24 protein-coding genes are annotated in these 22,230 nt (G+C 44.4%); 4 read left to right on the top strand and 20 right to left on the bottom strand.

Translation table 11 applies throughout. The annotated features are described in order from the left end of the window. Positions 1-33: 33 nt before the first annotated feature. From J2Z37_RS00455 to J2Z37_RS00430, 6 genes are all read right to left on the bottom strand, one after another. Positions 34-312 carry a hypothetical protein gene (locus J2Z37_RS00455; RefSeq protein WP_209807826.1) on the bottom strand — a complete coding sequence of 93 codons (279 nt, stop codon included), beginning with the start codon at positions 310-312 and terminating at the stop codon, positions 34-36. Positions 313-370: 58 nt separating this feature from the next. After that, positions 371-862 carry a ferritin family protein gene (locus tag J2Z37_RS00450; RefSeq protein WP_209807824.1) on the bottom strand — a complete coding sequence of 164 codons (492 nt, stop codon included), beginning with the start codon at positions 860-862 and terminating at the stop codon, positions 371-373. Between the two features lie 138 nt (positions 863-1,000). Next, complete coding sequence (locus J2Z37_RS00445) at positions 1,001-1,411, bottom strand: thiol-disulfide oxidoreductase DCC family protein (protein WP_209807822.1); 411 nt, start codon at positions 1,409-1,411, stop codon at positions 1,001-1,003. 17 nt (positions 1,412-1,428) lie between these two features. After that, positions 1,429-1,992: a DUF7010 family protein gene (locus tag J2Z37_RS00440; RefSeq protein ID WP_209807821.1), complete on the bottom strand. Its 564-nt coding sequence runs from the start codon at positions 1,990-1,992 to the stop codon at positions 1,429-1,431. Positions 1,993-2,004: 12 nt separating this feature from the next. Next, positions 2,005-2,526, bottom strand: a complete 522-nt coding sequence (locus J2Z37_RS00435; protein ID WP_209807819.1) for a hypothetical protein — start codon at positions 2,524-2,526, stop codon at positions 2,005-2,007. Between the two features lie 4 nt (positions 2,527-2,530). Then, on the bottom strand, positions 2,531-2,839 hold the full coding sequence (locus J2Z37_RS00430; protein WP_209807818.1) for a hypothetical protein: 309 nt from the start codon (positions 2,837-2,839) through the stop codon (positions 2,531-2,533). Between the two features lie 201 nt (positions 2,840-3,040). Between J2Z37_RS00430 and J2Z37_RS00425 the strand changes: the two genes are divergently transcribed. Continuing rightward, positions 3,041-3,715, top strand: a complete 675-nt coding sequence (locus J2Z37_RS00425; protein ID WP_209807817.1) for a DNA-binding response regulator — start codon at positions 3,041-3,043, stop codon at positions 3,713-3,715. 219 nt (positions 3,716-3,934) lie between these two features. Here the strand turns inward: J2Z37_RS00425 and rlmD are convergent, their stop codons facing one another. From rlmD to J2Z37_RS00395, 6 genes are all read right to left on the bottom strand, one after another. After that, complete coding sequence (rlmD, locus tag J2Z37_RS00420; protein ID WP_209807816.1) at positions 3,935-5,314, bottom strand: 23S rRNA (uracil(1939)-C(5))-methyltransferase RlmD; 1,380 nt, start codon at positions 5,312-5,314, stop codon at positions 3,935-3,937. A gap of 10 nt (positions 5,315-5,324) precedes the next feature. Further along, positions 5,325-6,215 (bottom strand): diacylglycerol kinase, encoded by an 891-nt coding sequence (locus tag J2Z37_RS00415; RefSeq protein WP_209808880.1) that lies wholly within the window; start codon positions 6,213-6,215, stop codon positions 5,325-5,327. A gap of 113 nt (positions 6,216-6,328) precedes the next feature. After that, entirely contained in the window at positions 6,329-7,768 is a 1,440-nt protein-coding gene (gatB, locus tag J2Z37_RS00410; RefSeq protein WP_280922135.1) for an Asp-tRNA(Asn)/Glu-tRNA(Gln) amidotransferase subunit GatB, read from the bottom strand. A gap of 8 nt (positions 7,769-7,776) precedes the next feature. Further along, positions 7,777-9,213, bottom strand: a complete 1,437-nt coding sequence (gatA, locus tag J2Z37_RS00405; protein WP_245203514.1) for an Asp-tRNA(Asn)/Glu-tRNA(Gln) amidotransferase subunit GatA — start codon at positions 9,211-9,213, stop codon at positions 7,777-7,779. A 40-nt stretch (positions 9,214-9,253) separates the two neighbouring features. Next, positions 9,254-9,544 carry an Asp-tRNA(Asn)/Glu-tRNA(Gln) amidotransferase subunit GatC gene (gene gatC, locus J2Z37_RS00400; RefSeq protein WP_209807812.1) on the bottom strand — a complete coding sequence of 97 codons (291 nt, stop codon included), beginning with the start codon at positions 9,542-9,544 and terminating at the stop codon, positions 9,254-9,256. An 89-nt stretch (positions 9,545-9,633) separates the two neighbouring features. Beyond that, entirely contained in the window at positions 9,634-10,587 is a 954-nt protein-coding gene (locus J2Z37_RS00395; protein ID WP_209807810.1) for an MraY family glycosyltransferase, read from the bottom strand. A 200-nt stretch (positions 10,588-10,787) separates the two neighbouring features. On the opposite strand from J2Z37_RS00395, the gene J2Z37_RS00390 reads away from it, so the two are divergent. Then, entirely contained in the window at positions 10,788-11,594 is an 807-nt protein-coding gene (locus J2Z37_RS00390) for a C39 family peptidase (protein ID WP_209807807.1), read from the top strand. A 57-nt stretch (positions 11,595-11,651) separates the two neighbouring features. On the opposite strand, the gene J2Z37_RS00385 is transcribed toward J2Z37_RS00390, so the two are convergent. From J2Z37_RS00385 to J2Z37_RS00375, 3 genes are all read right to left on the bottom strand, one after another. Further along, on the bottom strand, positions 11,652-12,686 hold the full coding sequence (locus tag J2Z37_RS00385; protein WP_209807805.1) for a CamS family sex pheromone protein: 1,035 nt from the start codon (positions 12,684-12,686) through the stop codon (positions 11,652-11,654). 118 nt (positions 12,687-12,804) lie between these two features. After that, positions 12,805-13,641 (bottom strand): ABC transporter substrate-binding protein, encoded by an 837-nt coding sequence (locus J2Z37_RS00380; protein WP_209807804.1) that lies wholly within the window; start codon positions 13,639-13,641, stop codon positions 12,805-12,807. Then, positions 13,638-14,561 (bottom strand): substrate-binding domain-containing protein, encoded by a 924-nt coding sequence (locus tag J2Z37_RS00375; RefSeq protein WP_209807803.1) that lies wholly within the window; start codon positions 14,559-14,561, stop codon positions 13,638-13,640. The genes J2Z37_RS00380 and J2Z37_RS00375 overlap by 4 nt, the downstream gene beginning before the upstream one ends. A 183-nt stretch (positions 14,562-14,744) precedes the next feature. On the opposite strand from J2Z37_RS00375, the gene J2Z37_RS25695 reads away from it, so the two are divergent. Then, a complete protein-coding gene (locus J2Z37_RS25695; RefSeq protein ID WP_280922134.1) occupies positions 14,745-14,879 on the top strand; it encodes a hypothetical protein in 135 nt (44 codons plus the stop codon). A gap of 249 nt (positions 14,880-15,128) precedes the next feature. On the opposite strand, the gene ligA is transcribed toward J2Z37_RS25695, so the two are convergent. From ligA to J2Z37_RS00355, 4 genes are all read right to left on the bottom strand, one after another. Further along, the gene (gene ligA, locus J2Z37_RS00370; RefSeq protein ID WP_209807802.1) at positions 15,129-17,132 is read right to left on the bottom strand and encodes an NAD-dependent DNA ligase LigA; all 2,004 of its coding nucleotides are present in this window, start codon (positions 17,130-17,132) and stop codon (positions 15,129-15,131) included. Between the two features lie 12 nt (positions 17,133-17,144). Then, positions 17,145-19,337, bottom strand: coding sequence for a DNA helicase PcrA (gene pcrA, locus J2Z37_RS00365; RefSeq protein WP_245203466.1), 2,193 nt, complete (start codon positions 19,335-19,337; stop codon positions 17,145-17,147). A gap of 45 nt (positions 19,338-19,382) precedes the next feature. Further along, positions 19,383-20,075, bottom strand: coding sequence for a heptaprenylglyceryl phosphate synthase (pcrB, locus tag J2Z37_RS00360; protein WP_342453755.1), 693 nt, complete (start codon positions 20,073-20,075; stop codon positions 19,383-19,385). Between the two features lie 141 nt (positions 20,076-20,216). After that, positions 20,217-20,516, bottom strand: a complete 300-nt coding sequence (locus tag J2Z37_RS00355; RefSeq protein ID WP_209807800.1) for a YerC/YecD family TrpR-related protein — start codon at positions 20,514-20,516, stop codon at positions 20,217-20,219. Positions 20,517-20,810: 294 nt separating this feature from the next. Between J2Z37_RS00355 and J2Z37_RS25690 the strand changes: the two genes are divergently transcribed. Then, positions 20,811-20,945, top strand: a complete 135-nt coding sequence (locus J2Z37_RS25690; protein ID WP_280922133.1) for a hypothetical protein — start codon at positions 20,811-20,813, stop codon at positions 20,943-20,945. Between the two features lie 171 nt (positions 20,946-21,116). On the opposite strand, the gene J2Z37_RS00350 is transcribed toward J2Z37_RS25690, so the two are convergent. Next, positions 21,117-22,172 (bottom strand): DUF3048 domain-containing protein, encoded by a 1,056-nt coding sequence (locus J2Z37_RS00350; RefSeq protein ID WP_209807799.1) that lies wholly within the window; start codon positions 22,170-22,172, stop codon positions 21,117-21,119. Positions 22,173-22,230 lie beyond the last annotated feature (58 nt).

The raw sequence follows: 22,230 nt of genomic DNA, 5'->3' as shown, positions 1-22,230 counted from the left end.
TTACCCCCTCCCATCAAGCCGTTTTCACATACTCTATTTTTGCTTTAGTTGTTGCTCAAGTTCCCGCAATTCTTGTTGAATTTGCCAAAGCTGAATTTGGATTTGCTGTTTTTGGAATTCCTTCTTTTGTTTTTTCAGTTGTTCTTGAATGTCATTTAATTGATTTTGCATATCATCATTGGCGGTGTTTGATTCGGGTACCGTAATAATGGTAGTTCCAATCGCAGCCATGAGATCCGCTAAGACCGTAACCCAAACCGCTATTGAAATAAGGTCACTGCCGACATCCTGGACATTGTTATTATTTCCCATAACACCCATTCTCCAATGCTTTTAGTTTTATGATATGCACGGACATTGGTTTAGGTATTTATTTATTCAAAGCAAATAGGTAATTGTATTTCGAGGCATGTTTAAGCTCATCGGTGATAATCTCAAACAACATATCGTGATACATTCCTGGCGGCAAGCACTGCCTGATTTTCCGATACTTCTCCACTGCCTTTAATTCTCCAAACAAAGCCTTTTTAATCCCTTCAAGATAGCTTGCAGGACGTTCAAATGATTCTTCGTTTGTGGCAAATACCTCTTGTCCCGTTAAATCCTTATAGATTTTTCGAAACATCCTGTTGTGTTTGCGCTCGTCATCCCTGATCGAGGCGATAATCTCTTTCTCCTCTTGGGTCGGTGCAACCGATATCAGATATTGATAAAAGAGTTCATCTTCCCGTTCACCCTGAACGGCTTCTCTGATAAGTTGAAGTGCAGCTTGTGTGCATTGGGGATAATAACCTATGCCCTGATCTACTGTTTTTTGAACAGGCATATACCCATGATACGGATGTCCATACTGATAATACATTTTCATCGCCCCTTCGAATTGTAATTCTCCATGAGCAATGTATTCAAAAGTTTAAGAATGGGTGATTATCTAGCTTCTGTGGGATGGTCTGCGACCGAAGCGAACGGGGATTGACTCTGGTAGTATGTGCTTACCCCCTCACAAATCCAAAAACCTTTCCCTCATCTCAGCGGTAGGAATCATACAGACTTGTGCTTTGCCAAACCAGCGATAACGATGACGGGCAAAATAACGATACAGTAGATCGCGAAATATTGAAGGGATGATGTGTGCGGGGAAAAGGAGCTTCCATGGTCCTTCCAAATTTTTGGCGATTCGAAGTACAGCCGTAGACATGGTGAAGTATTGTCCGTTTTCAATTAAAATAATAGAGTCTGTGTTTTGGAGTTCTGGTTGGTCGGCCAAAAGACTTTTTGCAACCGTTGATTGCAGCGATGCGAAACGAAAATACCCTTTTCGATCCCGGTTAATGATGAATTGTACAGCTCCACTGCAGAAATGGCAAACCCCATCGAAGAGAATTATCGCTTGGTTTGGTTGATTAGACACGGTGATCGTTCACCTCCCTAAGGACTGTTTTTGCTAAAAAGATTTCTCGTTTCACGTTTTAAGCTGCCTGCTGTGATGAGGTAAACAAGGGTCATTGAAAAGGGTAAGAGTAAAAATGCCGTTTCTATAAAAACATAACCTAAAACTACTGAGATCAAGGCCATGGTAATGGAAAAAAATAAATAAGTTTTACTTTCATAGATCCATATATAAGGGAGAAAATGGGATGCACCCAATAGCCCAATTGCCATTGGAATCCATTCATAGTGCTCCATATAGATGACAATCCATAAGGGCAGATAAAACGCCTGGATTCCCCCGATAATGCCTCCTAATGTGCCTAGTGGATTTTTAGAAAGAAAATTCACTTTACATAAGCGACTGATTAAGATTCCTAGTGGAAAGATGCTGCTAGTTCCAAGTAAATACCAAAGAGCTAAAGTTTTACCCTCCAGGTAAAAACCCAGGACCCCCATCACGAGCCAATACAACGCTCCTGCAAGAAATATAGGATACCCTTTCTGTGCGTCACAAATGAGGTCTTGCTTTAATTGAGATAAGGTCATGTTTTGATAGTTCAAGTCATACTCTCCTTATTGGTCTATGGTTATTTCATTTACAATATCTAAATTGATTTGCTCTTGAAACGTATTCCCTTTGCCATCATTCCAATTGATTTCAAGAATGGACGCCTCATAATCATCCTTCGTCCTCAAGGTCTCATCGTATGAATAAGGCCCGCTAATGGATCCGATATCCTTTACATTTTCCAAAAGGTTAACATATCCTCCTGACGAGCTTGCACTCTTTCCTAAGACAACGACATTTTCATTTCGGTGGTTTCTTTCATACACCTTCACTTCGTAAAAATCGCTTTCCTCCACTTCTTCGGGATCACCTTTGAATGTTAATTCCGCAGTTCCTCGTACGATTATGCTGGGCGTAACGACGATTTTATAGTTCTTTACTTCCCACTTTTCACCGCTGCCATTTAAACTATAGATCGATATCTGTTTACTTTCCTTCGCACCCTTTTCAACAAAGTAAAAGGATCCCCAAACGACGTTTGAAAGGATTAAAAGAATGATTAAGATAGTTTTGGTTTTGGTTTTCATTTTATTACTCCCTTACCGGTATTCCATATTCCCTAGGGTGGGTGAAAATATCTTCATATTCCAAGGTATGAACGACCTTGAATGTTTTTTTAGTTGGATCATACTCGAAAATAACCAATTGTTCCTTACCGGTGCTATGTCCGGTGTCCACTATACCAATGGTATTGGGAGCAATTTGTATAAGCCTGTTGTTACTATCTACATTCACATTTGGCGTCGGTGTTTGTATATATTTCTCTGTAGGCTTAAAGGCAATGATGGCAAGACATATGAGAATTCCTAATAAAATGGCTTTAACAAAATGATTGTTCAAAAGGGGCCTCCTCTTTTTAACTTACTTTTTATGACGATATTCATCCATATAATGTTACGCCAAATATGAGGAGCAATAAAGGAAAAATGTTCGACTAGATTCTAAAGTCCTTCCGACAAAGTAGGCGAAATTTTCCTACAATTATCGAGTTGATGACGTATAATAAAGATGTTCAACTAAACTACTTTTGGGAGGGATTGAATGGGATTTGAAGAAGAGTACCAAGCCTTTTTATTGCGTCACTCGCGGAGCCGAAAAGGAGAACGTTTACGGAGATTAATGGAGGGGCATGGCCCGACTGAAAAGATGTTTCTGGAAAATGTCTGGTGGCCGTTGTTTTCTAATTTTCATTACCTGCATCCGGAATACGAGGTTGCGGATTTCAAGGATGGTAGGAGGTACCTCGATTTCGCCTATATCCGCACGGGTGCGCGAATTTGCTTTGAAATCGACGGGTATGGTCCCCATTTGAGAAATGTGAGCAGATGGCAGTTCTCCGATAACCTTGAAAGGCAGAATCAATTGGTGATTGATGGGTGGGTGGTGATCCGATTTTCCTATGATCAGATCGCTGAATCACCCCGAAGATGTCAGCAAACGACACAGCAAATCATCGGCAAAATTTTAGGACAAGAATTGGATCCATTGGCTCTTTCTCCGATGGAAAAAGAAGTGGTTCGGTTGGCTTTAAGAAAGGAAAGCTCTTTTACACCGAGGGAAATCTGCGAATGGTTGCATATAAGTGACCGGTCAGCAAGAAAAATCCTAGCCGGAATGGCCAAAAAGGGTGCCGTGATCCCATTTGGAGGAAAACAGCGGATCCGTTCTTATCAAATTGGTGAAGCAATCAGGAATAACGGAAAAGTTTTCCGTTAATCAGAAAAAGATAGAGGAAATGGATGAAATAACGGAATTCTTTTCCGTTAACCCCTGCATGGGAAGGTAAATTTCAGCGTTTCTGGCGCGATAGCGGAAATTTTTTCCCTTATTTAATAAGAAAATGAGAAATTGCCACACTTAGCGGAATTTTTTTCCGTTATCTCCGAGTTACTCTCCGAAAACCTCCCAAAAAGGGGGACAAACCAAATCGTCCCCCTACCCTTTCAATGATAACCATGCGACATTTTCCACATGCACGGTGTGCGGGAACATGTCCACGGGTTGAACCTCATGCGTGACGTACCCGCCACCCTCAAGAATGGCCAAATCCCGAGCGAGGGTGCTAGGGTTACAGGAGACGTAAACGATGCGCTCGGGTTTCATGGCAATCAAAGTCTCCAGCAAAGTTTCATCACAGCCTTTGCGTGGTGGGTCGACGACCACGACGTCGGCACGTATGCCTTGGGCATACCACCACGGGATAACCCTCTCTGCTTCACCGACAGCAAATTCCACGTTATCCATATGATTCAAGCGGGCATTTCGTTTAGCATCAGCGATGGCGTCAGGGACGATTTCTACACCATAGACTTTCCGGGCTTTTTGGGCGAGAAACAAGGAGATCGTTCCGATCCCACAGTAAGCATCGATCACCGTCTCACTGCCGGTTAAGCCCGCATACTCCAATGCTTTGCTATACAGAACTTCGGTTTGAACAGGGTTCACCTGGTAAAAGGAGCGAGCGGAAATCGCAAACTGAGTCTCCCCAATATAATCATAGATATAGGGTTCACCCCAGATCACATCGGTTTTTTCCCCAAAGATCACGTTGGTGTTCTTCTTATTTACATTCACGACAATGCTTTTTAACCCATCAATTGATTTCGTTAGTCGATTAACTAACTCTTCTTGATGAGGCAACTGATCCTCATTAATCACGAGAACCAGCATCACCTGCCCTGTCTTGAAGCCAACTTTGGCAATGACATGGCGAAGTTGGCCCTTCCTCGTCTCCTCATTATAGGCCCTAATTCCAACCGAAGCCGCGATTTTCTTGACTTGCTGTACGACTTCATCATTTTTCTCATGCTGAATCAAACAAGCTTCCATATCAATAATCCGGTGGGAGCCTTGGGAATAAAATCCGCCAATCAGCCCACCTTCTTGCTCGCCAATTGGTACTTGAGCTTTGTTTCGATAACGCCAGGGCTCTTCCATGCCGATCGTAGGATGGATGACGGCGTGGTCAATTTTCCCGATCCTTCTCAGATTATCTTCAACGATGCCCGTTTTCTGCCGAAGCTGTTCAGCATAGCTCATATGCTGCAGAGCGCAGCCCCCGCATTGCTCGTAGATCGGACAAGGCGGCTGCACGCGTTCCGGGCTTTCCCGAATGATCTCCAGTAATTTGGCATAGCCGTAATTCTTTTTCAGTTTTAAAACCTTTGCTTTTACATATTCTCCCGGGATAGCTTGGGGCACAAAAAGAGTAAACCCTTCCACCCTGCCGACCCCTGTTCCTTCATGGGTCAAATCGATGATTTCCAATTCTACTTCCTGATTTTTTGCCACCGGGAGGGTCATCTTTTCCTTCATTTCGTTCCACCTATTTCTTTGGCATGATCACTTTGAGATGTTTGGGCAAGGCTGTAAACTCAATCGGAAGTTCACCGCCAAGCTCGCCGTCGAGGTTGATATACACATTTGAAGAGGCTGAAGCCTTTAATTTCTTTGTTTGAAAATAAATCACATCCGGATCTTTAATATGGTCCCCTTTAATAACATGTGTGGCAATCCGCAAAAATTCGGGAAAGGAGGTCTTCTTCAAAATAAGACAGTCAAACTTCCCATCGTAAAGACTTGCACTCGGTGCCAACCTTTCCAAACCACCAACCGAATTGCTGTTAGCAATTAAAAAAAGCATAATTTCTTCATCGATCACCATTTCATCGGTTTCAATTCGCACATGACTTGGACGGATAAAGGGGAGCTTCTCAATGCCTTTGATATAATAAGCCAGTTGCCCCATGATCGTCTTTAACTTGCTGGGAACTTCATAGGTAAGATCGGTTAGAGCGCCAGCCCCTGCAATATTAATGAAGTATTTGTTGTTTACTTTTCCTATATCGATGGGCATAGCTTCTCCACGAACAATCATTTCACAGGATTTCTTAATGTTTCTTAAAGGAAGGCCTATCGCTCTGGCAAAATCGTTCGTTGTCCCAGAGGGAATAATGCCGAGCGGTGGTCGATGGGGTTTTTCAGCCATTCCATTGACGACCTCATAGAGTGTCCCATCTCCGCCAGCAGCTATAATTAAATCAAAACCGTGATTCACGGCAGACTCAGCTGCCTTTGTCGCATCCCCTGCTTTTTTCGTTGCATGACAGGATGTTTCATAACCGGCCCGTTCAAAGTAATCCAGAATCTCTGGCAACTTTCTTTGAAACTCTTCTTTTCCCGACGTCGGGTTATAAATCAAACGCGCCCGTTTCATTCTTATCATCACCTTTGTTTATCCACCTTTATCCGTGCTAAATCATCTGCTTACATGGTGGAAAGTTCGATCAAGCCGAAAGCTGAAAAAAGAGGAGTTCCCTCCTCTTTCCTCTACTTATTTAACTCTTCTTGTAACATTTTATTCACGAGGCCTGGATTTGCCTTCCCTTTTGTTGCCTTCATCACTTGACCGACAAGGAATCCGATGGCTTGGGTTTTCCCTGCTTTAAAATCTGTCACAGATTGAGGATTTGCTGCGATGACCTCGCTAATAATTTTCACGAGTGCCCCTTCATCACTAATTTGTACCAGACCCTTTTCCTCAACGATCTTGGCAGGCGCTTTTCCTGTTTCAATCATTTCTTTAAAGACAGTTTTAGCAATCTTGCTGCTGATTGTTCCTTTTTCCAGCAGATTAATCATTTCCCCTAATCCAGTAGCCGTAATTTTGACATCCTTTAATTCCAACTGGCTTGCATTCAAATGAGCCATTAGCTCACCCATAATCCAGTTCGCCACTGCCTTCGCTTCGGCTCCCGTATAAACTGCTTCCTGGAAAAAGTCCGAAATATCCTTGGATGCAGTAAGTACGGCCGCATCCGCATGCGGAAGTCCATATTCCTCCGTATAGCGCGTTTCGCGGGCGTCTGGAAGTTCTGGAATGGTCGCACGAATACTTTCTACCCACTCCCGATCAATCTTTAGCTTAATCAGGTCAGGATCCGGGAAGTACCGGTAATCATGCGCTTCTTCTTTTCCTCTCATGGAGAGGGTCCGTGCATTGGCATCATCCCAACGGCGAGTTTCCTGAACAACCTTTTCCCCCTTATCGAGGACCTCGGCTTGACGCTGTTGTTCGTATTCAAGACCCCGCTGGACATTGCGGAAGGAGTTCATATTTTTAAGCTCCGCTTTCGTTCCGAAAGCTTCTTGACCAAACGGTCTTAAACTGATATTGGCATCACAGCGAAGAGATCCCTGTTCCATTTTCACGTCGGAAACCTCACAGTATTGTAAGATCGATCTTAGCTTTTCCAAATAAGCTCGTGCTTCTTCCGGCGTCCGTAAATCGGGCTCAGAGACGATCTCAACCAATGGTACCCCCACCCGGTTGAAATCCACCAAAGAAGCATAGCCTCCCTCAGCGTGGACCAATTTCCCTGCATCTTCCTCAAGGTGAAGACGGGTAATTCCGATCCGCTTTTTCTCCCCATTCACTTCAATATCGATCCAGCCGTTTTGACCAATGGGTTGATCATATTGCGAAATTTGGTAAGCTTTTGGTGAATCTGGATAGAAGTAGTTTTTGCGATCAAACTTTGATTCTTCCGGTATGGTGCAATTCAAAGCAAGAGAAGCCTTAATTGCAAATTCCACGGCCCTTTGGTTTAAGACCGGAAGAACCCCTGGATGCCCCAAACAGATCGGGCAGGTATGTGTATTAGGCGGTGCACCAAATTCTGTTGAGCAGCCGCAGAAAATTTTTGAATTCGTTGAAAGCTCGGCGTGAACTTCTAGACCGATAACTGTTTCGTATTTCATCCCATGCATCTCCTTTTCTATAGCTTGGGGCTTGCGGCATGATGTTCTGTATGTTTTTCAAAGGCATGTGCTACGCGCAATACCGTCGCTTCATCAAAGTGCTTACCCATGATTTGCAAACCGATCGGCATACCATTTTGGGCAAATCCGCAAGGCACACTAATCGCTGGAATTCCAGCAAGGTTCACTGGGACGGTACAAATATCGTTAAGATACATAGTAAGCGGATCAGATACCTTTTCCCCCATTTTAAACGCTGTAGTTGGTGCCGTAGGACCAACAATGACATCATATTTAGCAAACAATTGATCAAAATCCTGCTTGATTAAGGTTCTAACTTTTTGTGCCTTTTTATAATAAGCATCATAATATCCGGAGCTCAGGGCGTAGGTTCCAAGCATAATTCTCCGTTTCACTTCGGAACCGAAGCCATGGCTTCTGGATTCTTTATACATCTCAATTAAGTTATCTGCATTGTCCGCGCGAACGCCATATCTTACCCCGTCATAACGGGCAAGGTTTGAAGAAGCCTCGGACGGAGCCAGGATATAATAAGTGGGTACCGCATATTCTGTATGCGGCAGGGAAACCTCTTCCACGATCGCACCTAATCCTTCAAGCACCTTCAAGGCTTCCAGCACACCGTTTTTCACATCTGGATCAATACCTTCGCCTAATAATTCCTTCGGAACCCCTACTTTCAATCCCTTGACTTCGCCCGTTAAAGCCGAGATATAGTCCGGAATCTCTACTTCTGCAGAGGTCGAATCATAGGGATCATGCGCTGCAAGAACAGAAAGCACGTAGGCAGCATCCTCTACATTTTTCGTGATCGGTCCAATGACATCAAAAGAGGAAGCATACGCAACCAAACCGAAACGGGAAACAAGACCATAAGTTGGCTTTAATCCCACCACACCACAGAAAGATGCCGGTTGGCGAATCGACCCCCCTGTGTCTGTTCCCAAGGCAAAGTAGGCTTGTCCGGCAGCAATGGCTGCAGCAGATCCACCACTTGATCCTCCTGGTACATATTCAGGGTTCCATGGATTATGGGTTAGTTGGAACCCAGAATTTTCAGTGGAGCTCCCCATTCCAAATTCATCCATATTGGTCTTACCAATAACAATGGCTTCTGCAGCAGACAACCGGTCCATCGCAGTGGCGTTATAAATCGGATCGTAATTAGCGAGAAGCTTGCTTCCGCACGTTGTTTTTAAATTTTCCGTGACAATGTTATCCTTGATTGCTGCCGGCAGTCCAAATAAAAGGCCCATTTCATCGCCTTTGCCTAGCTGCTCGTCTAATTGTTTAGCTTTCGCCTTCGCGCGGTCCTCATCCAAAGTTAAGAAGGCCTTCACCGTTTCGTCGGTTTCTTGAATCCGCTTGAAAGATGCTTCCACCAGTTCAGAAACAGACATTTCTTTATTGCTTAAAGCATTATGTATATCCATCAATTGACGTTTAAATATCGACACGTTCACTCACCCCCAATTAATCCATGACCGCTGGAACTTTAAATTGCCCGTCTTCTTCATCCGGTGCATTCCGTAATGCTACTTCTCTGTCAATAGAAGGTCTTTCATCGTCTTCCCTGATCACGTTATAAACTTCCATGACATGACTTGTCGGTTCAATCTGCTCTGTATCCAATTCATTGAGCTTTTCAAAAAAGCTAAAAATCGCATTCATTTGTGTTGTATATTGTTCAGCTTCTTCTGCTGTTAAATTGAGTCGAGCCAGGTTCGCAATATGCGCTACCTGATCACGAGAAATCCCACTCATATCCGTCCACCTCCACTAAAATCCAATCATAATTTTTATCATAACAAATTAAAAAGGACCCCGCAATGTGCGGCGCCCCTGCTCTTCAGTTATTCCACAAAAAAGAGAATGCTCAACGCTAAAAGGGAAAAAATCAAACCAATCGCATAGATGACGACGACGGTTTGTCTTTGGGTAAGACCTGTACGAAGCAATCGATGATGCACATGCCTCCGGTCCGCTTTGTAAATAGGCGTTCCAACCACGAGCCTGGAGATAATGACTTGCGCCGTATCAAAAATGGGCACACCTAACACCAGAATCGTGATCAGCAGCGCAATAAAGGTTGCGCTTTTCATTGTTCCATATAGGGAAATGACCCCCAGCATATACCCCAAAAACATAGAGCCTGCATCCCCTAAAAAGATGGAAGCCGGGTAAAAATTATGACGGAGAAATGCCAAGCTTGCCCCGATCATAATGACAGATAATGCAGCGACGTCATATTGTAGCTTAAAAATGGAGATAAAAAAAAGGGTTACTGAGGCAATCGTTGTAATTCCGCTTGCTAACCCGTCTACTCCATCGAGAAAATTAATCATATTGATAAACGCGACGATCCAAATGATCGTCATAAACAAGGCTAAAGGTTCAGGAAAAATCAACAACCCCTGTCCAGACCAGAAATGGCCGATCCCAAAAAACTGAATCCCCATTACATAGGCTAGTCCTGCGGCTGCAACTTGTCCGATTAGCTTTGGCCAGGCAGGAAAGTCCTTTCCCTTTGACTTGTACCAATCGTCGATCAGCCCAACTAAGATCAGCATCAATCCACCCCAAGTAAGAACATAGTGCAGGGATGTACGCGCAAAGAATAAAAACAAAGTGAGAATTGTTCCTATATAAATGGCTACTCCACCAGAAAGCGGAATTGGGTATTGATGAATTTTACGTGCATTGGGTCGATCAACCACCCCAAATTGTACAGCCCATCGTTTGGTGACTGGGATGAGCAGATACACCACAAAGAAAGCAAACAGGCACACAACAAGATATACGATCATGGTATCGCCCTACTTTTGTGTCATCTTTAGCTGTAGTTTCACCAAAACAGGGCGTTCTATAGACAACAAAAAAAGGCAACCCTGCGCTAAATGAGTCTGATTCCTGATACCGTAGGAACTCGCAAATACTCCCAATAATAAACCTTTGTATTTATTGAAATAAATAAGTTAGAAAACAAAACAAATACTGAAGGTGAAACATGAAACCTATTCTATCCTGGGTGCTTATCCTATCTTCAATAGGTTGTTCAGGGCCATTACAGCCTAATCCGGATCCACCTTCTATGGTCCAATCTGTAGATGAAACAGAGCAGAATCGGGTAAGCGTTTCCGACTACAAGACAATCGACAACAGGGTAAACAACGATTTGCCTAAAAAAGGTAAGAACCAAGAAAAAATAATATCGAAGCAAAAGATAATCTTGGATGTGCCAATTATTGAACAAAACCCAGAACTGAAAAATGGTTGCGAAGTAACCAGTTTAGCCATGGTTTTGCAGTATGCTGGAATGAAGGTTGGTAAAATGGAGCTGGCCAAACAAGTTCCAAAAGACAATGACCCCGTTTCCAAAAATAGCAAAGGTGATATCACCCACTGGGGAAATCCAGCGCACGGATTTGTCGGGGACATCACAGGAAAGAATATGGGCTACGCTATTTTTGCCAAACCATTAGAAAAATTAATGGATCGATACCTTCCCAACCGGACGGTAAATTTAACAGGCAAGTCATTTGATACTTTGCTAAACCAAGTTCAAAGCAAAAAACCTGTTTTAGTTTGGACAACGGGTGATTTCAAATCTCCAGATCGCTGGGAATCGTGGACACATGGTAAAGAAAAAATTAAAACCCCATTAGACTTACATGTGGTTGTACTCACTGGCTTTGATTCAAACTATGTCTATGTGAATGACCCATTAACTGGTAGGAAAAATCAAAAGGTAGATAAACAATCTTTTATTCGTTCCTGGAATGAATTAGGGAAACAAGCTCTTTCTTATAAATAAAAAAGGGTCTCTAGTTAGTTATTTACTAGCACCCTTAGCTTATTCGAGGAATTTTGACTAGGGTTTGAACCCTGGTAACACATGAAAAACAGGATCACCTATTGTTGGTCGTATGTAGAAGGCTAAAAGACGATCGATTGTTTCCACGTAAAGGTTAATCTGAATCTCGGGTTCGAAAGCTTCGTCCATTTTTTGCGCCATCAGCTGTGTAAATTGGATGACTTCTGTAAGTGAATCATAATTCGCATAGGCCTTGATGGTTAACTCTAATGGTTTATCATCAAGGAAACGTGCGAGCCCGATTAAACTAGCATATTCTGGGAACGACTTTTGGGCATGGGACTGAAGTTTCTTGAAGTTTTCAGCCAGTTGAGGGTGTTCCTGCTGGATATCCTCACTTGGCAGCAGATAGAAATTCTCCCTTATATCTCTCCATCCCATCGATTTTTGCTGGTTTTCCTGTAGTCCCCAACGGATAAATCTCCCTGGAACCATCGAAGAAGATGGTTCGGTACGATAAATCAGGAAAAGTAAAGGGATGTTCGTCTCTAAAGTGTGAAAGTGGGAGGATACCTCGGCTGCGATGATTTCCCCTTTGGCATGGAGTTCCTCGTCTGTATAGCTAACCGTTGTACCCGATTCGTCTTTATAGCGTGGATTCAGGCTGATGCTTAATACAATGCCAGCCTGTTCCTTTGTTTCTTTGTTAAGATAGTCGTGTTCTAAAACATTTACCAGTTGTGGGTGTTCCTCCTGCCAAGTCTGCAGTTCCTTGCGAGTGACCAGTTGTCCTTCTCGGAAAAGATAGCGATCCGTAGGAAAGCTCTCCTTGGCATATTCCAGCATTCCCCGTTCTAAATGAGCAGCATCGAAGCGTGAATCCATCTGTTTGAGGGTCCCACGAGTCTGATTTGGGAGATAAGGGACCTCACTTTGATAAAACTCCGAGGAAATCTGCAGGGGTGGCGAAGGCTCTAATGTGACGATAGGCACCGAAGTTGGGGGCCGTTGCTGTTTTATCACCTCGAGTGGAGAACAGGCACAAAGAATGCATAGGCACATTAGGATCATAGCTGTTTGCGTAACTTTCAACTTATACCCCCCTTCCCTTTTTATAAAGGACATCCTTTATATTTTATTAGCACTTATATCCGTAATATACCAAAAAAAAGAGAAGAGCACCGCCCGGCGGCCTCTTCCCCCAAAATTATTATCTACGTCTCGCATCTGGCTCAAACAAATTCTTGCCGTATTTCTCTATACCAAATTGGCTAATCATTTTTTGACCCCAAGGGCTTGTGAAGAACCAAATGAGTTCGTTTGCGGTATACGGTTTATCCGTTCCCTTCACTTGGATAATCCCGTATGGATTGAATAATTCCTTATCTTCGTAAACCATATTCACCAAGCCATTTTTGACGGCAAGATAAGTGGCTTCATCAACGATTGTGTAGGCGTCCATTTCATCTGCCATGTTTAAAGTCGCTCCCATTCCTTGCCCCGCAGAAACATACCAGTCACCTTCCGGCTTAATTCCTGCTGCTTCCCATAATGACTTTTCCTTTTTATGGGTACCAGAATCATCTCCGCGTGAGATGAACTTTGCTTGTTGTTCAGCAATTTTTTTCAATGCATCTTTGGCGGAAGGCATATTACGGATACCTGCCGGATCATCCTCTGGACCGACTAAGTAAAATTTGTTGTACATCACGTCAAAAGCTTTAAAACCATATCCCCCAGCTACAAACTCATCTTCAGCTTTGCGGGCATGAACCAATATCACGTCAGCATTTCCATCTTTCCCAAGTTGGATCGCTTGTCCTGTCCCTACTGCTACCACTTTCACCTTCACTTGATAACGCTTTTCAAACTCAGGAAGCATGTAGTCGAGCAACCCGGAATCTTGAGTACTAGTCGTTGTAGCTAGAATAATTTCTTTTTCCTGTTTTACCTTTTCAAAGATCGGATTTGGATTAGCCGCGAGTGCAGATGTTGACATAACTAGCAGCATAGCCAACGTAATCATTATCGATATCATTCGTTTCATACTTGTACGCCCCCTTTAAATAGTGTTTCGCCCAGATGTGAGCAATCGTAGCCTTTTAAATCTTTTAAGCTTTCGGTAAAATCTTGGGAACCAATAAATTCTTGAAAAGCATTCAACAGCTCCTGATTTTCCGGTGTGGATCGCAAAACCAGGTCAAAACTTTCGATTGTTAGCGGGGTAAAAGATAAGCCCAGCTTGTCCGCTGCTGCTTCAATCCCCAACGCCACATCGGCTGTCCCCCTTGCCACGTGTGCAGCTGTCGCAAAGTGATTCCACTCTTCCACCTCATACCCTTGAATATCCTGGGGTGAGAGATGCAGCTTTCCCATGTGGTAATCGAGGAGAAAGCGAGTGCCTGCCCCTTTCTGTCGATTGACGAATCTGACCTCTTTGCGGGTTAGATCCTCCCAGCTGTGGATTCCCTTCGGATTCCCGGGAGGAACAATCAGCCCTTGCGTGCGGGTTGCCAGGTGAAGGACGGTGATGGGCTCATGGTAGAAAATCCGTTCGATGAAAGGTAGATTGTACTGCCCCGACGCAGGGTCCAACAGGTGAATCGCCGCAATGTCTGTTGCCCCACGGTAGAGCATCATCAATCCTTCCAGGCTGCCAATGTATGTAGGCTGAATAAAAAATGGAGCACCCGCTTTTCCCGCGAAGCTTACCAAATGCTCCAGCAAAAAATCATGGCTACCCGCTAATCGCAAAATTTGGGTCGACTTCCCAAGACTAGTCTGGTGGTCACCTCCGATCGTTTGCATATTTTCTTTATAGCGTTCCAACGCTTGCGGATCGATGCGCATCTTGTTGCTCACCCGGTATGCCTGCAATTCGCCCCGCTTAATTAATTCGTAAACGGTATTTTTTGATATTTTTAAGATCTTTGCTACTTCATCGGGTGTATATGCCTGTTCCACCATGTCGCTTCCCCTATGCTAAATTTTAAAAATTATACTATTTATAGTAATCTATCTTTATACATAGTTCAATATGTTTCGTCACGTTTTGTATTGTTTTGTTATGTTTTGTTGGGTTTAGTGTTAATAGACAACGGGGTCTGACCCCGGATCTATGTTAAGCTTAGAAAAAAGGGAGGGATTCTATTGTCCAATAATGGGCTGTTAATTGCGATTGCTGCGGGGATTTTGACCTTTATTATTGCAGGTGACCTGCATCCTCTCGTTGTTACGAATGTTTTATTAGGGCTTATCTGGGGGAAGATGACGGAGAAGAGATGATGAGAAGCCATTTCCACATCAATTAAGAAAATAAAGGAATTTCTTTCCGCTATCTAATTTTTCTGATCTGTAAAGTTATGTTTAACGGAAAGGTTTTCCGTTATTGCCCGTAAAGTGTTTTAAATAAGGCATAAAAAGCTCAATAACGGAAAACTTTTCCGCTACTGAGCTTATTTTCTTGACATTCTCGATCATAACGGAAAAGGTTTCCGCTATCCGCCTCGTAGGGGGGGCTGACCCCCAATCTCCCTAACCTAATAGCTCCAAAAACTCTTCCTCATTGATCACCTTAATTTGCAGCTCCTGCGCCTTCTTCAGCTTTGATCCTGCGCTTTCACCGGCGACAACCAAATCGGTTTTCGCGCTGACGCTGCCGATCACTTTTCCACCGCGGGCTTCAATTTCCGCCTGGGCTTCTTTTCGGCTCATCTTCTCTAAGGTTCCGGTGAGCACAACGGACTTCCCAGCAAATGGGGAGTCTGAAGCGATATCCTCGAGACGTGGACCCTCATACTCGAAATTAACCCCGGCTTCGCGAAGTCTTTCTATCGTTTGCAGGAATTGCTCGTTTCGGAAATACGCAGCAACGCTGTGCGCCATCTTGGGCCCAATTTCATCGATTCCTATTAATTCCTCTTCACTGGCCGCAGCTAATCGATCAAGATGAAGGTAGGTTTGACTCAATGTTTTTGCTGCTTTTGCTCCGACAAGACGGATTCCGAGACCGAACAGCAGCTTTTCTAACGAATTTTCCTTGCTTTTTTCAATGGCATCAAGCAGATTATCCACGGACTTTGCACCCATCCGCTCCAGCTGCAGCAGTTCATCCCGGTTCAAAAAGTAGATATCGGCGACATTTTGGATCAACTGGTGATTAAACAACTGAGTAATCACCTTTTCTCCTAATCCTTCAATGTTCATCGCCCCACGCGAGACAAAGTGGATCATCCCTTCCCGAATATGTGCCGGGCAGGCTGGATTAATGCAGCGAAGCGCCACTTCTTCTTCAAGACGGACCAATTCACTGCCGCATTCCGGACAATCACTCGGCATGCTGAAAGGGACTTCCTCCCCTGTTCTCCGCTCAACAAGAACGCCAACCACTTCTGGAATAATGTCACCAGCTTTTTTCACAATGACCTGATCGCCAATCATCAGTCCTTTTTCACGGATCATGTCCTCGTTATGTAAGGAGGCACGCTTCACGGTAGTACCGGCTAAGCTGACTGGCTGCAAAAGGGCGGTCGGGGTAACGGCCCCAGTACGCCCGACACTGACTTCAATCCCTTCCAGACGGGTGACCGCTTCCTCTGCCGGGAACTTATAGGCTGTTGCCCAGCGGGGGCTTTTTGCGGTGAACCCTAGTTCCTGTTGATGGGCATAACTATTAACCTTTACGACCATTCCGTCGATATCATAAGGAAGCTGTCCTCTTTTTTCCGTCCATCCTTCCACAAAACCGATGACATCTTCAATATCATCGAAAGCCCGCATCTCGGGATTGATCTTAAAGCCCAAATCGCCAAGCAGCGCAAGTCCCTGACTATGGGACTCTACTTCGACACCTTCAATCGAACCGATTCCGTAAATAAACACATCCAACGAACGTTCGGCTGCTAGTTTTGGATCCAGCTGACGCAAGGAACCAGCAGCGACGTTCCGAGGATTGGCGAAAAGTTGCTCCCCCTTCTCCGCGCGAATTCGGTTCAACCTCTCAAAGGCCTTCCTCGGCATAAAAGCTTCTCCGCGCACTTCCAAGCTCAACGGCTGTTTAAGCTTCAAAGGCAAAGAACGTATCGTCTTTAAATTTTGCGTAATATCCTCACCGATCGTTCCATCCCCTCTGGTAGACCCTTGCACAAATAAGCCATTTTCATAGCGCACAGAGATTGCTAGTCCATCGATTTTCAGCTCACAAACATAGCGGGGTTGCCCTGCTGTTATCCCTTGTCTAACCCGGCGATCAAAATCCCGCAATTCCTCCGCATTAAAACTATTTCCAAGGCTGAGCATCGGAATCCGATGTTCCACCTTTTCAAAATACGGCAAAGGCTCCCCACCCACTCGTTGGGTGGGAGAATCGGGGGTTTGAAGCGCGGGGAATTGCTCCTCCAGCTGGATCAATTCCCTTATGAGCTGATCATATTCCTGATCGGTAATTTGCGGATCATCTTTTACATAATAAAAATAATTATGTTGATCAATGATCTCTTTTAAATATTCGATTCGATTTTTGGCTGTTTCCAGATCCATTTAAGCCACCCTTTATATCTTTTTAATTGGTGCAAACTTCGCTAGCAACTTCTTGATCCCAACCGGGGAAGGAAAAGCGATATCAAGCTCGAGACTGTCTCCATCACCTCTGCGGCTGACGACGGTGCCAATGCCCCATTTTCCATGTTCAACCTTATTCCCCACACTCCACTCTTGGGACAGATCTGCCCCTTGTGCGGGCTCCATCCGAACCACTCGTTGGGAAATGCGGGATTCATAAGGCGACCTAGCCGGTGCAGGTTCCTCTCCTTCCAACAGTTCAGCCGGAATTTCTTTTAAAAAGCGGGATGGAGCGTTAATCGTCGTCCGACCATAAAGGGTTCTCATCTGCGCTCTGGTTAGATGGAGGACTTGTTCAGCCCGCGTAATTCCGACATAGGCTAATCGTCTTTCTTCTTCCATTTCCTCTTCATCGGACAGGGAACGAGAATGAGGAAATACCCCTTCTTCCATCCCAATTAAAAAGACAGTAGGAAATTCAAGCCCTTTAGCACTATGCAGGGTCATCAGAATGACCTGATCATTTGGATCGGTTTCGTCGACTTGATCAATATCTGCCACCAAGGCAAGTTCCGTTAAGAAGGAAAGCAGCGATTTATCTTCACTTTTCTGTTCAAAATCCTGTGTAACGGAAAGAAATTCATCAATGTTTTCCATCCGAGCCCTGGCTTCAAGTGTACCTTCCAGTCTGTACATTTCCCGATACCCTGTGCGTTCGATCAATTCTTCGGTCAATTCCGTAACACTCAGGTATTCCTTCATCCCTTCCAGGGCCTGAATCATCATAGCGAATTCTTGAATGGTTTTGCCCGCTTTTCCACTTAATCCGATTTGACCGGCTTCATGAATCGCCCGGTAAAGCGAGATTCCCTGCGCTGCTGCAAAAGAGGAAAGCTTGTCCACAGTGGCCTGGCCGATTCCTCGTTTGGGAACATTAATCACGCGCTGCAAACTGATGTCATCATCGGGATTAGAAATCAAGCGTAAATAGGCTAATACGTCTTTAATTTCTTTCCGATCATAGAACTTGGTTCCGCCCACAATTCCGTATGGTATATTCGATTTAAGAAAGACTTCCTCGACCACACGCGACTGAGCGTTTGTCCTATAGAGGACCGCAAAATCTTGATACTTCTTACCTTCCCGAACACCCTTATTGATCTGGTCAGCAATATAATAGGCTTCCGCATGCTCTGAATCCGCCTCGAAAAACTGAATCTTGCTACCTTCGTCGTTCTCCGTCCAAAGATTCTTTTCCTTTCGCCCGGCATTCCTACGAATCACTTGGTTGGCTGCAGCCAGAATCCGTTTGGTGGAACGGTAATTTTGCTCTAATTTCACAACCGTAGCATTTGGATAATCCTTCTCGAAATTAAGGATATTAGAGATATCTGCTCCACGCCAACGATAGATAGACTGGTCGGAGTCACCTACCACACATATATTTTTGTGCCGATCTGCCAGCATCCTCACAAGCATATACTGAGCACGATTCGTATCTTGATATTCATCAACATGGACATAGAGGAATTTCCTTTGATAGAAGTCCAAAACCTCAGGCATCGTCGAAAACAGTTGAATCGTAATCATGATCAAATCGTCAAAGTCCAAGGCATTATTGCTCTTCAACTTTTTTTGATAGAGCTTGTACACGTCATGTGCCACAGACATAAAAGGATCACCAACAAGGTTTCCAAATCGGTCAGGATCCTTCAACTCATTTTTAGCTGAGCTAATGACAGAAAGAATGGCCCGCGGATCAAATTTCTTCGGATCAATGTTTAATTCTTTTTGGCATTGCTTGATAACCGAAAGTTGATCACTAGAGTCCAGAATGGAAAAGCTTCTGCTGTAACCAAGCCGGTCAATATCCCTGCGCAAGATTCGTACACACATCGAGTGAAAGGTAGAAATCCAGATTTCCTCTGCTGTTGGGCCTGTTAGTGCTGCGATCCGGTTTTTCATCTCTCGCGCCGCTTTATTCGTAAACGTAATCGCTAAGATGGTCCATGGCGGAACCTGCTTTTCCTTAATTAAATAGCCGATTCGCTGCGTTAAGACTCTGGTTTTCCCACTCCCTGCCCCTGCGACAATGAGAAGTGGCCCTTCTGTTGTGACAACCGCATCCCGCTGTTCGGGATTTAGGCCTTTTAACACGTCCGTTTCTCCCACAAAAAAACTCAACTTTCACCTTCCCCTTCCGAAAAGAACATATGTTTTTATTTTATTTTATTTTACCGTATTTTTTACGCTATTCACAGTTTCCAGCGCGGTTTGCAAATTTTCATAGATCACATTTCCGACAATCACCGTATCCGCAATTTCGGCGATTTCCGCTGCTTGCGAGACTTCTTTTATCCCTCCGCCATAGAAAAGCCGGGCTTGCTTCACAACCGAACGAACCGCTCGTAACAGTGCTGGATCGCCGTATGTTCCACTGTATTCAACATATAAAATGGGGAGCTTCACCATTTGGTCAACAAACCTCGCATATGCCTTTGCTTCCTCAATTGTGAGATTTGTTTTCGCTTCTGTTAATTTAGCGGCTTCCGCCTTAGGATTTAAAATAATGTATCCCTCCACAGCCACCTCATGCCACTTGACCAAAGCCCCATAATCCATTAAACCTTCCACGTGCTTACCAACAATCCAATCTGCACTTCCTGCATTGACGACCATGGGAACGAGATATAAATCAAATCCCGGAACCACGGAATCTATATTGGAAACCTCGAGTACACAGGGCAGTGGAAACCGCCGTACCCTGGCCATCAGGTCAATCGTATTATCGTAAGAAACCCCTTGGGTTCCGCCAATCATGATGGCATCTGTCCCCGACTCACATATCGCCTCGATTTGACTGTCATTCAGTTCCTTGTCAGGGTCCAGTTTAAAAACATGCCGCCATTCTTTGATATCCACTTCCTTCGTCCTCCCCATTCGCACAGGATGAATCCATTATACCGAATTCTCTTATGCTAACAAAATGAAAAACCTCCCGTTTTGAACAGGAGGCTAAAGTTTATCCGGAATGATTAGGGATGAAAAATATTCCCTTCTTAGTTACTTATCAAGTTCGGCTACCCGATCTAAGGTTAATTGGTAACCTTCATTTCCATAATTCAGGCAGCGCTTGACACGAGAAATCGTAGCAGTACTGGCGCCTGTTTCCTCTTCGATCTGATTGTACGTGAATCCTTCACGCAGCATTCTGGCAACTTCTAGACGTTGGGCCATAGACTTGATCTCGTTAACCGTACACAAATCATCAAAAAAGACATAACATTCGTCCATCGATTTCAGCGAAAGAATAGCTTTAAACAACTGCTCTAATTCTTTTCCTTTAATCTTATCCAATTGCACTGACTTTCACCTCTCTTAAAATGGATGGGTTATATTTTTGTGATCCTTCTATCCACTATCCCATAGGGTCAGCTTCTACTTTCACAAGAAAGGGCTCGTGTTTATGTTATTATCTGCGATGTTGTACCACGTTAAAATTTTCAAGGAATAAAGTGTACAATTATAATATATGCGATAGGCTTCTATTTTGCAATAGGAATCAAAGGGAGGCGTGACTGAGAGAAGGGGAGAGTGGTTAAAGGGGCGAGCCAAGTGGGGGTAACCTGGAACTGTACGGGCAGAGGATCCGCTATAATGATGACCAAATGCTCATTGGAAATTGGGAGACCGGTCATTATCGGGGTTATGATGACCAAAATACCCATTGGAAAAAGTAAAAACGGTCATCATCAGGGTTATGATGACCAAAATGCCCGTTGGAAAAAGTGAAAATGGTCATCACCGAGGTTATGATGACCAAAATGCCCGTTGGAAAAAGTGAAAATGGTCATCACCGAGGTTATGATGACAAAATACTCATTGGAAAAAGTGAAAATGGTCATCATCAAGGTTCTGTGACAAAAACTCCAATTTTCAGGAGATGCCGGACCGTGGTTCCGACTATTCCACCACCACAGCCTCCTGTAACCCTGGCTTGTCCGGAATAACGTTAATCCAAGTGTTCCCCGGGAACCATTTCACCTCGGCTCCGTCGTCCTTAGAGTATGCGCGGATAATGCCATCTTTCATCTCCCACTTAATCGGTTGAACTTTCCCCCGCTGAAGCAACATTCCCTCGCCGGGCCCAAACAAATTGATGTCTCTGCGCCCCTCATTATCAATAATGCGATGGGGGGCTTCAATGATCATGACATTGACCGCGGTTAACTGTTTTTTGGTGGTAAGGTCCAGGTGCGGCTCTCCGTTCGTGAGGCGCTTGTAGTTTTTTGCAGCCGCATCATACTCATAACTTGCATTGTACCCTTCGGAATAACGAATCTTTACGATATTTCCAGCATCGCCAGAAACATCGGCATCCTCCGCAGCAAAATCCAACTTGGGGATTTCCCCTTCTTCACGGAATCCTAATGCTTTTGCACCATCCCAAATTTTCGTTAAATCGGTATATAAGTTATGCGGGGGTTTGCGGAAGCTTTCGCGCCAAAAATAGCCGCCGCCATTATAAATTTCGTCTAAATGGGCCATCCCTTTTCCTTCCAAAGTGGATAGGGCCGCCGGACTTCCCCCAGCATGTACCATGATCGCATCCAATCTGCCGCCAAGATCCACATAATAGGACCGAATACTGCGCACAGGCCCAATGACTTCAGGTTTCTCACTATGATAGATGGCAACAAATCTGGTAATCCAACCCTCAGCCAGGATCTCATAGACTAGGTCGGCTTGATCCAGACCGGATTGCGGGCGGGCCTGTGGGGCATTGTTTACCATCACCATAATCGTTCGTTTGGGCAATTCTTCATCGGTCCCCATCCCTGTTAAGGGGGCCGTATATTTAAACGTTTTTTCCACCTCAGGCGGATTTTGAGTCTGCTGCTGCTCCTGCTTTCCAGATGGCTGTTCCTGATTGTTCGGTAGATCTGGTGTTTTCCCTCCCATACAGGCTGTTAAAGTGAACGCGAGTACAGTGGGTAGAGCCCATTTTATGATTTTCATCCATTTCGCCTCTCCTTCTTTGCCCTATGTTTTCGACAAAAACACCCTATTTCCTTCC

This window comes from Ammoniphilus resinae (genome assembly GCF_017873965.1).
In the GTDB taxonomy this organism is placed as follows: Bacteria; Bacillota; Bacilli; order Aneurinibacillales; family RAOX-1; genus Ammoniphilus_A; species Ammoniphilus_A resinae.
This window is presented reverse-complemented; position numbering and strand designations above follow the sequence as displayed.